Annotated in this window: 14 protein-coding genes; 11 read left to right on the forward strand and 3 right to left on the reverse strand. The window is 63.7% G+C overall.

Features of this window, described 5'->3' with window-relative positions:
- Positions 1-2: 2 nt before the first annotated feature.
- On the forward strand, positions 3-1,787 hold the full coding sequence (locus ABCR88_RS00300; RefSeq protein WP_350023434.1) for a GMC family oxidoreductase: 1,785 nt from the start codon (positions 3-5) through the stop codon (positions 1,785-1,787).
- Positions 1,788-1,799: 12 nt separating this feature from the next.
- On the forward strand, positions 1,800-3,104 hold the full coding sequence (locus ABCR88_RS00305; protein ID WP_350023435.1) for a cytochrome c: 1,305 nt from the start codon (positions 1,800-1,802) through the stop codon (positions 3,102-3,104).
- A 45-nt stretch (positions 3,105-3,149) separates the two neighbouring features.
- Here ABCR88_RS00305 and ABCR88_RS00310 read toward each other — a convergent pair whose 3' ends face one another.
- Entirely contained in the window at positions 3,150-3,506 is a 357-nt protein-coding gene (locus ABCR88_RS00310) for a hypothetical protein (RefSeq protein ID WP_065364963.1), read from the reverse strand.
- Positions 3,507-3,705: 199 nt separating this feature from the next.
- On the opposite strand from ABCR88_RS00310, the gene ABCR88_RS00315 reads away from it, so the two are divergent.
- From ABCR88_RS00315 to ABCR88_RS00325, 3 genes are all read left to right on the forward strand, one after another.
- Positions 3,706-4,764 carry a PA0069 family radical SAM protein gene (locus ABCR88_RS00315; protein ID WP_350023436.1) on the forward strand — a complete coding sequence of 353 codons (1,059 nt, stop codon included), beginning with the start codon at positions 3,706-3,708 and terminating at the stop codon, positions 4,762-4,764.
- A gap of 244 nt (positions 4,765-5,008) precedes the next feature.
- On the forward strand, positions 5,009-5,743 hold the full coding sequence (locus ABCR88_RS00320; protein WP_041114975.1) for a carbonic anhydrase: 735 nt from the start codon (positions 5,009-5,011) through the stop codon (positions 5,741-5,743).
- Positions 5,744-5,834: 91 nt separating this feature from the next.
- Positions 5,835-7,370 carry a SulP family inorganic anion transporter gene (locus ABCR88_RS00325; protein ID WP_011058447.1) on the forward strand — a complete coding sequence of 512 codons (1,536 nt, stop codon included), beginning with the start codon at positions 5,835-5,837 and terminating at the stop codon, positions 7,368-7,370.
- 83 nt (positions 7,371-7,453) lie between these two features.
- On the opposite strand, the gene ABCR88_RS00330 is transcribed toward ABCR88_RS00325, so the two are convergent.
- Positions 7,454-8,104 carry a hypothetical protein gene (locus ABCR88_RS00330; protein WP_015633641.1) on the reverse strand — a complete coding sequence of 217 codons (651 nt, stop codon included), beginning with the start codon at positions 8,102-8,104 and terminating at the stop codon, positions 7,454-7,456.
- A 373-nt stretch (positions 8,105-8,477) separates the two neighbouring features.
- Here ABCR88_RS00330 and coxB point away from each other — a divergent pair, with 373 nt between their 5' ends.
- From coxB to ABCR88_RS00350, 4 genes are all read left to right on the forward strand, one after another.
- Complete coding sequence (gene coxB / locus ABCR88_RS00335) at positions 8,478-9,605, forward strand: cytochrome c oxidase subunit II (RefSeq protein ID WP_011058449.1); 1,128 nt, start codon at positions 8,478-8,480, stop codon at positions 9,603-9,605.
- 82 nt (positions 9,606-9,687) lie between these two features.
- Positions 9,688-11,283, forward strand: a complete 1,596-nt coding sequence (gene ctaD / locus ABCR88_RS00340) for a cytochrome c oxidase subunit I (RefSeq protein ID WP_041114980.1) — start codon at positions 9,688-9,690, stop codon at positions 11,281-11,283.
- A gap of 99 nt (positions 11,284-11,382) precedes the next feature.
- A complete protein-coding gene (locus tag ABCR88_RS00345) occupies positions 11,383-11,940 on the forward strand; it encodes a cytochrome c oxidase assembly protein (protein ID WP_011058451.1) in 558 nt (185 codons plus the stop codon).
- A 33-nt stretch (positions 11,941-11,973) separates the two neighbouring features.
- Positions 11,974-12,861, forward strand: coding sequence for a cytochrome c oxidase subunit 3 (locus ABCR88_RS00350; RefSeq protein ID WP_325985393.1), 888 nt, complete (start codon positions 11,974-11,976; stop codon positions 12,859-12,861).
- A 6-nt stretch (positions 12,862-12,867) separates the two neighbouring features.
- Here the strand turns inward: ABCR88_RS00350 and ABCR88_RS00355 are convergent, their stop codons facing one another.
- Positions 12,868-13,071 carry a twin transmembrane helix small protein gene (locus tag ABCR88_RS00355; protein WP_011058453.1) on the reverse strand — a complete coding sequence of 68 codons (204 nt, stop codon included), beginning with the start codon at positions 13,069-13,071 and terminating at the stop codon, positions 12,868-12,870.
- Between the two features lie 70 nt (positions 13,072-13,141).
- On the opposite strand from ABCR88_RS00355, the gene ABCR88_RS00360 reads away from it, so the two are divergent.
- Positions 13,142-13,882 carry an SURF1 family protein gene (locus ABCR88_RS00360; RefSeq protein WP_041114982.1) on the forward strand — a complete coding sequence of 247 codons (741 nt, stop codon included), beginning with the start codon at positions 13,142-13,144 and terminating at the stop codon, positions 13,880-13,882.
- A complete protein-coding gene (locus ABCR88_RS00365; RefSeq protein WP_015633644.1) occupies positions 13,848-14,438 on the forward strand; it encodes a hypothetical protein in 591 nt (196 codons plus the stop codon). The genes ABCR88_RS00360 and ABCR88_RS00365 overlap by 35 nt, the downstream gene beginning before the upstream one ends.
- Positions 14,439-14,444: the final 6 nt, after the last annotated feature.

The raw sequence follows: 14,444 nt of genomic DNA on the forward strand, positions 1-14,444 counted from the left end.
GCATGGCAACAGTGATGAAGAAGGTCGACGCAGTGATCGTCGGTTTCGGCTGGACCGGCGCGATCATGGCCAAGGAACTGACCGAGGCCGGGCTCAATGTGCTGGCGCTGGAACGCGGGCCGATGCAGGACACCTACCCGGATGGCAACTATCCCCAGGTGATCGACGAACTCACCTACAGCGTGCGCAAGAAACTCTTCCAGGACATCTCCAAGGAGACGGTGACCATCCGCCACAGCGTCAACGACGTGGCCCTGCCCAACCGTCAATTGGGGGCCTTCCTGCCGGGCAATGGTGTGGGCGGCGCCGGCCTGCACTGGTCCGGGGTGCATTTTCGCGTCGACCCCATCGAGCTGCGCATGCGCAGCCACTACGAAGAACGCTACGGCAAGAACTTCATCCCCAAGGACATGACCATCCAGGACTTCGGCGTCAGCTATGAAGAGCTGGAGCCGTTCTTCGACTACGCGGAAAAGGTCTTCGGCACTTCGGGCCAGGCCTGGACCGTGAAGGGCCAACTGGTGGGCGACGGCAAGGGCGGCAACCCTTATGCGCCGGATCGCTCGGACCACTTCCCGCTGGAATCGCAGAAGAACACCTATTCCGCACAGCTGTTTCAGAAAGCGGCCAATGAGGTGGGCTACAAGCCCTACAACCTGCCGTCGGCCAATACCTCGGGGCCTTACACCAACCCCTATGGCGCACAGATGGGGCCGTGCAACTTTTGCGGCTTCTGCAGCGGCTACGTCTGCTACATGTACTCCAAGGCCTCGCCCAACGTGAACATCCTGCCGGCCCTCAAGCCGCTGCCGAACTTCGAGCTGCGGCCCAACTCCCACGTGCTCAGGGTCAACCTCGACAGCAGCAAGACCCGCGCCACCGGCGTCACCTACGTCGATGGCCAGGGCCGCGAGATCGAGCAGCCGGCGGACCTGGTGATCCTCGGCGCCTTCCAGTTCCACAACGTGCGCCTGATGTTGCTGTCGGGCATCGGCAAGCCCTACGACCCGATCACCGGCGAAGGCGTGGTGGGCAAGAACTTCGCCTACCAGAACATGGCCACCATCAAGGCCTACTTCGACAAGGACGTGCACACCAACAACTTCATCGGCGCCGGCGGCAACGGCGTGGCGGTGGACGACTTCAACGCCGACAACTTCGACCACGGCCCCCACGGCTTTGTCGGCGGCTCGCCGATGTGGGTCAACCAGGCCGGCAGCCGGCCCATCGCCGGCACCTCCAACCCGCCGGGTACCCCGGCCTGGGGCAGTGCCTGGAAGAAAGCCACCGCCGACTACTACACCCATCAGGTCTCCATGGACGCCCACGGAGCGCATCAGTCCTACCGTGGCAACTACCTGGATCTGGACCCGGTGTACCGCGATGCCTACGGCTTGCCCCTGCTGCGGATGACCTTCGACTGGCAGGAAAACGACATCAAGATGAACCGCTTCATGGTGGAGAAAATGGGCAAGATCGCCGAGGCGATGAACCCCAAGGCCATTGCCTTGCTGGGCAAGAAGGTCGGTGAGCACTTCAACACTGCGTCCTACCAGACCACCCACTTGAACGGCGGCGCGATCATGGGCACCGACCCCAAGACCAGCGCCCTGAACCGCTACCTGCAAAGCTGGGACGTGCACAACGTCTTCGTGCCCGGGGCTTCGGCCTTCCCTCAAGGCCTGGGCTACAACCCTACCGGCCTGGTGGCAGCGTTGACCTACTGGTCGGCCCGGGCGATCCGCGAGCAGTACCTGAAAAAACCCGGCCCGCTGGTTCAGGCATAAGGAGCGATGACCATGAAAGCACTCGTTATCGCCACCCTGGCGCTGCTGGGCAGCGCAGCCGCCAATGCTGCCGAAGCGGATCAGCAAGCCCTGGTGCAACAGGGCGAATACCTGGCCCGCGCCGGTGACTGCGTAGCCTGCCATACCGCCAAGGACGGCAAGCCGTTCGCCGGCGGGCTGCCGATGGAGACCCCCATCGGCGTGATCTATTCCACCAACATCACCCCGGACAAGACCGGCATCGGCGACTACAGCTTCGAGGACTTCGACAAAGCGGTGCGCCATGGTGTGGCCAAGGGCGGCAGCACCCTGTACCCGGCCATGCCGTTTCCTTCCTACGCCCGAGTCAGCGACGCCGACATGCAGGCGTTGTATGCCTACTTCATGAAGGGCGTGGCACCGGTGGCCCGGGACAACCAGGACAGTGACATTCCCTGGCCCCTGAGCATGCGCTGGCCGTTGTCCATCTGGCGCTGGATGTTCGCCCCGAGCGTGGAGACCCCGGCACCTGCGGCTGGCACCGATCCGGTGATCAGCCGTGGTGCCTACCTGGTGGAAGGCCTGGGCCACTGCGGCGCCTGCCACACGCCACGGGCCCTGACCATGCAGGAGAAGGCCCTGAGCGTCAGCGATGGCAGCGACTTCCTGTTTGGCAGCGCGCCGCTGGAGGGCTGGATCGCCAAGAGCCTGCGTGGCGATCACAAGGATGGCCTGGGCAGCTGGAGCGAAGAGCAACTGGTGCAGTTCCTCAAGACCGGTCGCAGTGATCGCAGCGCGGTGTTCGGCGGCATGAGCGATGTGGTGGTCCACAGCATGCAGTACATGACCGACGCAGACCTGACGGCGATTGCCCGCTATCTCAAGTCCCTGCCGGCCAATGACCCCAAGGACCAGCCGCACCAGTACGACAAGCAAGTGGCCCAGGCCCTGTGGAACGGTGACGACAGCAAGCCGGGCGCGGCGGTGTACATCGACAACTGCGCGGCCTGCCACCGCACCGACGGCCACGGCTACACCCGGGTGTTCCCGGCGCTGGCGGGCAACCCCGTGCTGCAATCGGCGGATGCCACCTCGCTGATCCATATCGTGCTCAAGGGCGGCACCTTGCCAGCGACCCACAGCGCGCCTTCGACTTTCACCATGCCGGCCTTCGCCTGGCGTCTGTCGGACCAGGAGGTGGCCGATGTGGTCAACTTCATCCGCAGCAGCTGGGGCAACCAGGCCTCGGCGGTGAAGCCCGGGGATGTGGCGGCGCTGCGCAACGGCGACTTGCAGAGCACCTCCAACGACGACCTGGGGCAGGTCACCAGCCACTAGCCCCAAGGCCGGCGCTCGCTGCGGGCGCCGGCCCGGGATGGCCGTTCAGCCCTGGGTGAAGCGCTGGATGCCCAGGCGGCTTTCCAGCTGATAGCCGGCGATGCAGTCCGCCAGCCCGGCGGTCATCAGGTCTTGCCAGCTTGCGGGGAGCAGGCCGATGCCGTCGTGGCAGGGGCTCCAGCGCACCTCGGCGAACTTCGGGTCCGCTTCATCGAAGGGTTGCTGGCCGTTCACAGTGGCCTTTTCGATGTCCTGGGTGCACAGCTCGAATTCGCAGGCCACTCCCCACAACTGCCCGTCGGGTGCCCTGACGATGATCAGGTCGGCACCTTGTTCGTAGCTGGGGAGGTAGGCCTCTGCGGCGTAGAAAATCTTTTCCAGCGTGCCGGGTGTCCTGGGCATGCTTGTGCTCCTGTTCTTTGAGCCTGCCTTATACCCTAACGCCACACGCCCGCAGTAGCCGGCTTGTCGGCCAAGAATGCGGTACGCGTTGTGTCGCATTGGGGAACGTCCGCTGGCAGGGGTGGGTTTCGGTCCGACGGTGCTGGTCAGGTAAATCCGGCTCCATTACTGTATGTGCATACAGTTATGGAGTGCTTCCATGTTCAACCCCCTGCCTCCCCGTGGTCGCGGTACCGCGAGCAATCCGCACAACCGTTTTGCGCCCAATCGTTCGGTGGCCGAGGATGATGGCTGGTACCAGGAGGTGCCGTTGACCCAGGGCACCGAGGTGCGCTTTGAAACGGCCAAGTCGATCATCACCCGCAACAGTTCGCCGGACCTGCCCTTCGACCGCTCCATCAACCCCTATCGCGGTTGCGAGCACGGTTGCATCTATTGCTACGCGCGGCCCAGCCACGCCTATTGGGACCTGTCCCCGGGGCTGGATTTCGAAACCAAGCTGATCGCCAAGAGCAACACCGCGGCCTTGCTGGAGCAGCAACTGTCCAAGCCCGGCTATCGCTGTGCACCGATCAACCTGGGGTCCAATACCGATCCCTACCAGCCCATCGAGCGCGAACAGCAGTTGACCCGGCGCACCCTGGAGGTGCTGCTGCGCTATCGACACCCGGTGACCATCGTCACCAAGGGCTCGTTGATCCTCCGGGACCTGGACCTGCTGAGCGAGCTGGCGCGCCAGCGCCTGGTGGTGGTGATGATCAGCCTGACCACTTTGGACGATGAGTTGAAGCGCATTCTCGAGCCCCGGGCGGCGGCGCCCAAGGCGCGCTTGCGGGCCATCCGGGTGATGCGCGGGGCGGGCATCCCGGTGGGCGTGCTGTGTTCGCCGATGATCCCGATGATCAACGACAGCGAGCTGGAAAGCCTGCTCAGCGAGGCCCATGCCGCAGGGGCGCAGAGCGCGGCCTACATGATGCTGCGCCTGCCCCTGGAAGTGGCGCCGCTGTTCGAGGAGTGGTTGGCGGCGCATTACCCGCAGCGGGCGGCCCATGTGCTCAGCCTGATTCGCCAGAGCCGGGGCGGCGAGCTCTACGACAGCCGTTTCGGTGCCCGCATGCGCGGTGAAGGACCTTTTGCCGACCTGCTGGCCCAGCGCTTCGCCAAGGCCCTCAAGCGCCTGGGGCTCGCCCGTCGCGAGGGCTTCGATCTTGACTGTTCGGCCTTTTGTCCGCCGGGTGGGCAGATGTCGTTGCTGTGAGCGGCATTGGCCAATCACTGAGCAGTGGGCGCAGCGTTCCCCGGGTACGCTGGTCGCCTTTTGCCATCGCCGATAGTGGCGTTCTAGAGCCTTCCGTTCAGTTTGAGTTAAGTATGGATGGCTACCTTGTTCATCGAGTGACCCACGGGTCGCCGCCAGCGCAGTTGGTTGTTTTTTAATCGATCGTTGGCGTCGTGCCGGATATTTCTGGAAAATTCACCCCATCCGACAGAGAGAATGAATCATGAGTGACCAGGATAAACAGCCGTTGGCTGCGTCGGCTCCGACACCCACAGAAGTCGCCGAGACCGCCGATGCAGCGCTGCAGCACATCGTTGACGGCTTTTTGCATTTTCATCATGAAGTCTTCCCGCAGCAGGAAGAGCTGTTCAAGAAACTCGCCACCGCTCAGCGGCCGCGGGCGATGTTCATTGCCTGCGCCGACTCGCGCATCGTTCCCGAGCTGATCACCCAAAGCTCCCCGGGCGATCTTTTCGTGACCCGCAACGTGGGCAACGTGGTGCCGCCCTACGGGCAGATGAACGGTGGTGTTTCCACGGCGATCGAGTACGCGGTTCTGGCCCTGGGGGTGCATCACATCATCGTCTGCGGGCACTCGGATTGCGGCGCCATGCGCGCGGTACTCAACCCGCAGAGCCTGGAGAAAATGCCCACGGTCAAGGCCTGGCTGCGCCACGCCGAAGTAGCGCGGACCATGGTCCACGAGAACTGCGATTGCGCCGACGAATCCTCCAGCATGCATGTGCTGACCGAAGAGAACGTCATTGCTCAACTGCAGCACCTGCGCACCCATCCTTCCGTGGCCTCGCGCATGGCCAACGGCCAGTTGTTCATCCATGGCTGGGTCTATGACATCGAGACCAGCTCGATCAAGGCCTACGACGCCGACAAGGGTTGTTTCCTGCCTCTGGATGGCAGCCATCCGATCCCGGTAGCGACGCCCAAAGCGCGTTTCTGACCCTACCTCAATCCCCCTGAGTGGTTGTAGCCAGGGCTGCCATCTGGCGGCCCGGCTTTGCCACGCCTGAAGAAAAGTCGGGAGAACTGTCATGCGTGCAGCACAGTTGAAAAGTGTCCTGCCACGGGAGCTGCTGGCTTCGGTGGTGGTGTTTCTGGTGGCCCTGCCCCTGTGCATGGGGATCGCCATTGCCTCGGGCCTGCCGCCGGCCAAGGGCCTGATCACCGGGATCATCGGTGGCCTGGTGGTGGGCTGGCTGGCGGGCTCGCCCCTGCAGGTCAGCGGGCCGGCGGCCGGGCTGGCGGTGCTGGTGTTCGAGCTGGTGCGCCAGCATGGGGTGGCCATGCTCGGGCCGATCCTGCTGCTGGCCGGGCTGCTGCAATTGCTGGCCGGGCGCCTGCGCCTGGGTTGCTGGTTCCGGGTCACGGCGCCAGCGGTGGTCTACGGCATGCTGGCGGGCATCGGCGTGCTGATCGTGCTGTCCCAGGTGCATGTGATGCTCGATGCCGCGCCCCAGGCCTCGGGCCTGGATAACCTTGTGGGCTTTCCCCAGGCTCTGGCGCAGGCCTTGCCGAGCCTGGGGTGGCAGGCTGGCTTGCTGGGGTTAGCGACCATCGCGGTGATGTGGGGCTGGGACAAGTGGCGGCCCCAGGCGCTGCGGTTCATCCCCGGTGCCCTGCTCGGTGTCGGGCTGGCGACCCTGGCCAGCCTGCTGCTGGCGCTGCCGGTGAAGCGGGTCGAGGTGCCGGCCAACCTGGCCGAGGCCATCGACTGGCTGCGCCCCGCCGACCTGCTCAACCTGGCGGACCCCAACCTGCTGATCGCCGCCTTCGCCGTGGCCTTTATCGCCAGTGCCGAAACCCTGCTGTCCGCCGCCGCGGTGGATCGCATGCACAGCGGCCAGCGCTCGGACTTCGACCGTGAACTGTCGGCCCAGGGCGTGGGCAACATGCTCTGCGGTCTGCTGGGTGCCCTGCCCATGACCGGGGTCATCGTGCGCAGCTCGGCCAATGTCCAGGCCGGGGCCCAGACCCGTTATTCGACGATTTTCCATGGCCTGTGGCTGCTGGGTTTCGTGCTGGTGCTGTCCAGCGTGCTGCAGAGCATTCCGGTGGCGAGCCTGGCGGGGGTGCTGGTCTACACCGGCTTCAAGCTGGTGGACCTCAAGGTCTTTCGCGGCCTGGGGCGCTACGGGCGCATGCCGATGCTGACTTACGCGGTGACGGCCCTGGCGATTGTTTTCAGCGACCTGCTGACCGGGGTACTGATCGGCTTTGCCCTGACCCTGGCCAAGCTGGCGTTCAAGGCGTCGCGCTTGAAGATCAGCCTGATCGACCTGGCAGAGGAAGGCGAGATGGAGTTGCGTCTGGTCGGCGCTGCGACCTTTCTCAAGGTGCCGGCCCTGACTCGGGTACTGGCGACGATTCCCCCGGCCACCACTGTGCATGTGCCCCTCAGCAACCTCAGTTATATCGACCATGCGTGCCTGGAGTTGCTGGAAGACTGGAATCGGGCCAACAGTGCCAAGGGCTCGCGGCTGGTGATCGAAACGCGGGGCTTGAAGCGGCGCCTGGAGGGCCGGTTGACCACCACCAGCGGCGTGGGGGCGGCTGCGGCGAGAGGTTGAATCGCCGGGTGGGCGGGAGGGGCTTGGGCGAGCCAGGCCCTTCGCCACAAGGCTCGCTGCGAGCCTTGCTGGCGAGGAATGGGTCAGGCGGCGGGCTGGTCGAGTTCCAGTTCCACGCCCAGTTGGCGTGACAGGCAAGGCCAGCGTTTCCAGGCGGCCTCGGTGTCCGGGCTGCTGAGTTTCTCGCGGTAGGCTTCCACCGACTCCAAGGCGAAGCTTTCTTCGTCGAGCATGGCGTCGACGGCGTGGTGCACCGCTTCGTCCAGCTGGTTGGCGAAGGTTTCGCCGATCAGTTGGTGGGCGATGAGGTTGGCGACAGTCATGTCCAGGGGGATCAGCGGACGGCCGAAATGCTTGATGTACAGGTCGTTGACCTCTTCCACCAGACGGTGGGCCAGATAGGCTTCATCCAGCAGGCCGTCGAGGCCGACGTGGCCATCCATGATGGCCGGCGGCTGGAGGAAGAATTGCTCGGCGATCTTCAGCACCGGCTTGATCTGCGACTCGATGCCGGCTTCCCGGGCTACAGAGTTGGCGGCGTCCAGAAGGTCTGGAACCTGGTCGATATAGGCGCTGACAAAACGGGTCATGACGCCCTTGGCGTCGACTTCGGGCAGCTGGATGGCAGGGTGCAGGTGAGGCAATTGGCTCTCCAACTGACGGGTCAGGAGGCCGGTACTGGCTTCGTGCTGCTGGGCCAGTTTGATCTGCTCGCGCAATGCGGCGGTGTTCATGAAAACTCCAGGGAACAAGGGCAATTGAATAGGGAGAACATAAGTTAGCCTGCTTACAAAAGCGCTTAAGACGCATTTGTCATAATTATTTCATGCTTAGTCACCACGGTTATATCGTTTCGCCATCCAGGGCACTCGATCCCTTTCCCGCCGTGGCCTGCAAACCTCCTTATTAGTGTTTCAGTTGATTTACGCCCTCGCGTTGCGAGGTGGGAGTCGCTGTCTATACTCGCCCTTGTATGAAGTTAGCTGATGATGCCCGACTGCAAATGCAGCGAAGGCTCGGCCGGTTTAAGTTCGTAGTCTAGGCAGCCGCTCCCTTGCCGCAGGTGTTAAGCCGGCGGGATAACAAGAACGATAAGGGGAACCCGCAATGATGCGACATCCACATGTCTGGATGGGCCTCCTGTTGTGGTCGGTATTCAGCCAGGCGCAAGCCGCCTGGACCGTGAATATGACGCCTGGGGCGACCGAGATAAGCCACGCGGTATTCGACCTGCACATGACCATCTTCTGGATCTGTGTGGTGATCGGCGTCATCGTCTTCGGTGCGATGTTCTGGTCGATGATCGTTCACCGCCGTTCCGTTGGCCAGGTCCCGGCCAAATTCCACGAAAGCACCACGGTGGAAATCCTCTGGACCATCATTCCCTTCCTGATCCTGGTGGCCATGGCCGTGCCTGCCACGGCGACGCTGATCAAGATGTACGACACCAGCGAGCCGGACGTGGATATCCAGATCACCGGCTACCAGTGGAAGTGGCACTACAAATACCTCGGCCAGGACGTGGAGTTCTTCAGCAACCTGGCCACCCCCGCCGACCAGATCCACAACCAGAGCACCAAGGGCGAGCACTACCTGCTGGAGGTCGACCAGCCGCTGGTACTGCCGGTGGGCGCCAAGGTGCGCTTTCTGGTGACCGCCGCCGACGTCATCCACTCCTGGTGGGTGCCGGCCTTCGCGGTCAAGCGCGATGCTATCCCGGGTTTCGTCAACGAAGCCTGGACCCGGGTCGACAAGCCCGGCATCTACCGTGGCCAGTGCGCCGAGCTGTGCGGCAAGGACCACGGCTTCATGCCGATCGTGGTGGAGGTCAAGAGCCAGGCCGACTACGACACCTGGATGGGCGAGCGCAAGGCCGAGGCGGCCAAGCTCAAGGAGCTGACCAGCAAGGAATGGACCCTCGACGAGCTGGTGGCCCGCGGTGACAAGATCTACCACACCACCTGCGTTGCCTGTCACCAGGCGGAAGGCCAGGGCCTGCCGCCGATGTTCCCGGCCCTCAAGGGCTCGAAGATCGCTACCGGTCCCAAGGAGGCTCACCTGAGCCTGGTGTTCCACGGCAAGCCGGGCACCGCCATGGCCGCCTTCGGCAAGCAGCTGTCGGAAGTCGACATCGCCGCCGTCGTCACCTACGAACGCAACGCCTGGGGCAACAACAAGGGCGACATGGTGACGCCCAAGGAAGTCCTGGCGCTGAAGCAGGCGGAAAGCAAATGAGCCGGCTCATGGGGTATGTGCGCAACCGGTCGCGGCGTCTCGCCGCCGATCATCCAGTCCATTCGCTCGCAGGAGACAGGACATGAGTGCTGTGATCGATGACCACGGCCACGCCGGCCATGATGACCACGCCCATGGCCCAGCCAAGGGCCTGATGCGCTGGGTACTGACCACCAACCACAAGGACATCGGCACCCTGTACCTGTGGTTCAGCTTCTGCATGTTCCTGCTGGGCGGCTCGTTCGCCATGGTGATCCGTGCCGAACTGTTCCAGCCCGGGCTGCAGATCGTCGAGCCGGCGTTCTTCAACCAGATGACCACCATGCATGGCCTGGTGATGGTCTTCGGTGCGGTGATGCCGGCCTTCGTCGGCCTGGCCAACTGGATGATCCCGTTGATGATCGGCGCGCCGGACATGGCCCTGCCGCGGATGAACAACTTCAGCTTCTGGTTGCTGCCGGCGGCCTTCCTGTTGCTGATCTCGACCCTGTTCATGCCCGGCGGCGGGCCGAACTTCGGCTGGACCTTCTATGCCCCCCTGTCCACCACCTACGCCCCGGAAAGCGTGACCTTCTTCATCTTCGCCATCCACCTGATGGGCGTCAGCTCGATCATGGGCGCGATCAACGTGATCGCCACCATCCTCAACCTGCGAGCCCCGGGCATGACCCTGATGAAGATGCCACTGTTCGTCTGGACCTGGCTGATCACCGCCTTCCTGCTGATTGCGGTGATGCCGGTACTGGCCGGGGTGGTGACCATGATGCTGATGGACATCCATTTCGGCACCAGCTTCTTCAGTGCAGCCGGCGGCGGCGACCCGGTGTTGTTCCAGCACGTGTTCTGGTTCTTCGGCCACCCCGAGGTGTACATCATGATCCTGCCGGCCTTCGGCGCGGTCAGCTCGATCATCCCCACCTTCAGCCGCAAGCCACTGTTCGGCTACACCTCGATGGTCTATGCCACCGGGGCGATCGCCTTCCTGTCGTTCATCGTCTGGGCGCACCACATGTTCGTGGTGGGCATCCCGCTGGTGGGCGAGCTGTTCTTCATGTACGCCACCCTGCTGATCGCCGTGCCCACCGGGGTCAAGGTGTTCAACTGGGTGAGTACCATGTGGCAGGGCTCGCTGACCTTCGAGACACCGATGCTGTTCGCGGTGGCCTTCGTCATCCTGTTCACCATCGGCGGTTTCTCCGGGCTGATGCTGGCCATTGCCCCGGCGGACTTCCAGTACCAGGACACCTACTTCGTGGTGGCGCACTTCCACTACGTACTGGTGCCGGGGGCGATCTTCGGGATCTTCGCCTCGGCCTACTACTGGCTGCCCAAGTGGACCGGGCACATGTACGACGAGACCCTGGGCAAGCTGCACTTCTGGCTGTCCTTCGTCGGCATGAACATGGCGTTCTTCCCCATGCACTTCGTGGGGCTGGCGGGCATGCCGCGGCGGATCCCGGACTACAACCTGCAGTTCGCCGACTTCAACATGGTGTCCTCCATCGGTGCGTTCACCTTCGGCGCGACGCAGATCTTCTTCCTGTTCATCGTCATCAAGTGCATCCGCGGCGGCAAACCGGCTCCGGCCAAACCCTGGGAAGGTGCCGAAGGCCTGGAGTGGAGCATTCCCTCGCCGGCGCCGTACCACACCTTTGTCACCCCGCCGGAAGTGAAATGAACATCTGTGCTGTAGGAGCGAGCTCGCTCGCGAAGGCGCCAGAGTATGGTGCCCGCTTCGCCGGCAAGCCGGCTCCTACAGGCTTGGGAGGACGTTGAGATGGCCGAGGTAACGCTGAAGAAACTGGTGACCCGCCTGTTGCTGGTGGTGGTGGCGATGTTCGTCTTCGGTTTTGCCCTGGTGCCGATCTACGACGTGATGTGCAAGGCCCTGGGGATCAACGGCAAGACCGGTGGGCAGTACGCGGACCAGGGGCAGCAGGTGGACGTATCGCGCCAGGTGCGGGTGCAGTTCCTGTCCACCAATGCCATCGACATGGTCTGGGATTTCTATCCCAAGTCCGATGACATCGTGGTCCATCCGGGGGCGGTGAACGAGATGATCTTCATCGCCCGCAACCCCAGCGACCACCCGATGAGCGCCCAGGCGATCCCGAGCATCTCCCCCAGCAGCGCGGCCATGTATTTCCACAAGACCGAGTGCTTCTGCTTTACCCAGCAGGTGCTGCAGCCGGGCGAGAAGATCGAGATGCCGGTGCGTTTCATCGTTGACCGTGACATGCCCAAGGATGTGAAGCACCTGACGCTGGCTTACACGCTGTTCGATATCACCGCGCGTCATCCACCGGTGGCGGTTGCCGCCAAGAACGGTGGCTAGACGATCTAGCGTGCCCGATAAGGAGAACAACCCATGGCGATTCATGAGCACTATTACGTTCCCGCCCAGAGCAAGTGGCCGATCATCGCAACGGTGGGCATGTTCGTCACCGTGGTGGGCCTGGGCACCTGGTTCAACGACCTCAAGGCTGCGCGACCGGAATCCCACGGCCCGCTGATCTTTTTCGTCGGCGGCCTGCTGCTGGCCTACATGCTGTTCGGCTGGTTTGGTGCGGTGGTCAAGGAAAGCCGCGCCGGGCTCTACAGCGCCCAGCTCGATCGCTCGTTCCGCTGGGGCATGAGCTGGTTCATCTTTTCCGAAGTGATGTTCTTCATGGCCTTCTTCGGCGCGCTGTTCTATGTGCGGCACATGTCCGGGCCCTGGCTCGGCGGTGAGGGGCACAAGGGCATCGCCCACATGCTGTGGCCGAACTTCGAGTTCGTCTGGCCGCTGCTCAACAACCCCGACCCGAAACTCTTTCCGCCGCCCAAGGGCACCATCAGCCCCTGGGGCCTGCCGCTGCTCAATACCATCCTGCTGGTGAGTTCCAGCGTCACCGTGACCATCGCCCACCACGCCTTGAAGAAAGGCCATCGCGGCGCGCTGAAGATCTGGCTGGCGCTGACGGTGCTGCTGGGTTGCGCCTTCCTGGGCTTTCAGGCCGAGGAATACATCCATGCCTACCACGAGCTGGGGCTGACCCTGGGTTCGGGGATCTACGGCGCCACCTTCTTCATGCTCACCGGTTTCCACGGTGCCCACGTGACCATTGGCACCCTGATCCTGTTCGTGATGCTGATGCGCATCATGCGCGGGCATTTCGACGCCGAGCACCAGTTCGGCTTCGAGGCCGCCAGCTGGTACTGGCACTTCGTCGATGTGGTCTGGATCGGCCTGTTCGTTTTCGTCTACGTGCTCTGAGGCGCCCTACCAGGGCGCGTGGGAGACCAGCTGGCCGCTGAAGAAACCCCAGGCGATCAAGCCGACGGTGACCACGGCCAGCGCGACCCGAATGCTCAGTGAGGTCACCAGGCGCTTGGATGAACTGTCGTCCTTGACCAGAAAGAACAGGCCGCTGAACAGGCTGACAACCGTGGCAATCAGCATCAGGACGATGGCTGCTTTGAGCATGGTGGGACTCCGGGGGAAACGCGATGTACAGCAGTATAGCGAGTGGATTTCTCAGCCTTGCAGGCCAGCCATGAAGGGCTTCCGGCCGGGCATCGGGCCAACCCTGGTGGTGCTCTTGCTGCTGCCGGTGCTGGTTGCCCTGGGCTTCTGGCAACTGGGCCGGGGCGAGCAGAAGCGTCAGTTGCTGGCCAGCTACGCCGAGCGCCGCGCGGCGGAGCCGGTGGCCCTGTTCGAGCTGTTGGCCAGCGAGGATCCGGCTTTTCGCCGGGTACGCCTGCACGGTCATTTCGATGCCGATCACAGTCTGTTGCTGGATAACCGCCTGCATGACGGCAAGGTCGGGGTCGAGCTGCTGCAACCCTTCCTCGACCAGGCCAGCGGTCGCTGGCTGCTGGTCAACCGCGGCTGGCTGCCCTGGCCCGACCGGCGCACGCCTCCCGTATTCAGCACCCCGCAGCAGAGCCTGAGCCTGGATGCCTGGGTCTACGTTTCGCCGGGCGCGGCATTCCAGCTGCACGCCGACCCCAGCGGCGCGAGCTGGCCGCGGCTGATTACCGCCGTGGTTCCACAGGCGCTCTGGGCCGAGCTGGGCCGCAGCGGTTTCGACCATGAAGTGCGCCTGGAGTCGGGCCCGGGTGCCTACCTGACCGAATGGCCGGTGGTCGCCATGGGCCCGGAAAAACACCAGGCCTATGCGGTGCAGTGGTTCGCCATGGCCCTGGCGCTGTTCGCTCTCTATCTCTATTTCGGCTGGCACAACACTCGGGAGAAACGCCATGGGAACGGCCATGAATCCACCCAACATCTCTGACGCCCAGGCGCCCAATCGGCGGCGCGGCCGCTGGCAACTGGTGCTGATCCTGCTGATGGTGATCGGCCCGATGATCCTTGCCACCGGCATGTACAAGCTGCAGTTCTGGGTACCGGAAAGCCGCAGCTATCACGGCGAGCTGATCGGCAATGGCCAGACCCGCGCCCAGATCGGCGTGCAGGCCGAGGAGGATCGCTGGCAGGTTCTGGTCACCGCGCCCGGGGAGTGTGCAGTGGATTGCCAGCAACTGGTGTACCTGGCGCGGCAGATCCAGATCGCCCTGGGCCGTGATGCCTCGCGGGCCAGCCATGCCCTGGCCAGCGCCCGGCCCCTGAGCGCCGAATACGAAGCCAAGCTGCAGCGTGAATACCCGCAACTGCAACGCTACCCCCTGGACCTGGCGACCTTCACCAAGGGCGCCAACGACAAGGAGGCGCCGCAGCTGTGGATCGTCGACCCCCACAGCAACCTGGTGCTGCGCTATGACGCCCGGGTCAAGGGCAAGGACCTGCTCAACGACCTGCGCCACCTGCTGAAACTGTCGAACATCGGATAAGGGCAT

Source organism: Pseudomonas sp. W17, from assembly GCF_040268305.1.
In the GTDB taxonomy this organism is placed as follows: Bacteria; Pseudomonadota; Gammaproteobacteria; order Pseudomonadales; family Pseudomonadaceae; genus Aquipseudomonas; species Aquipseudomonas protegens.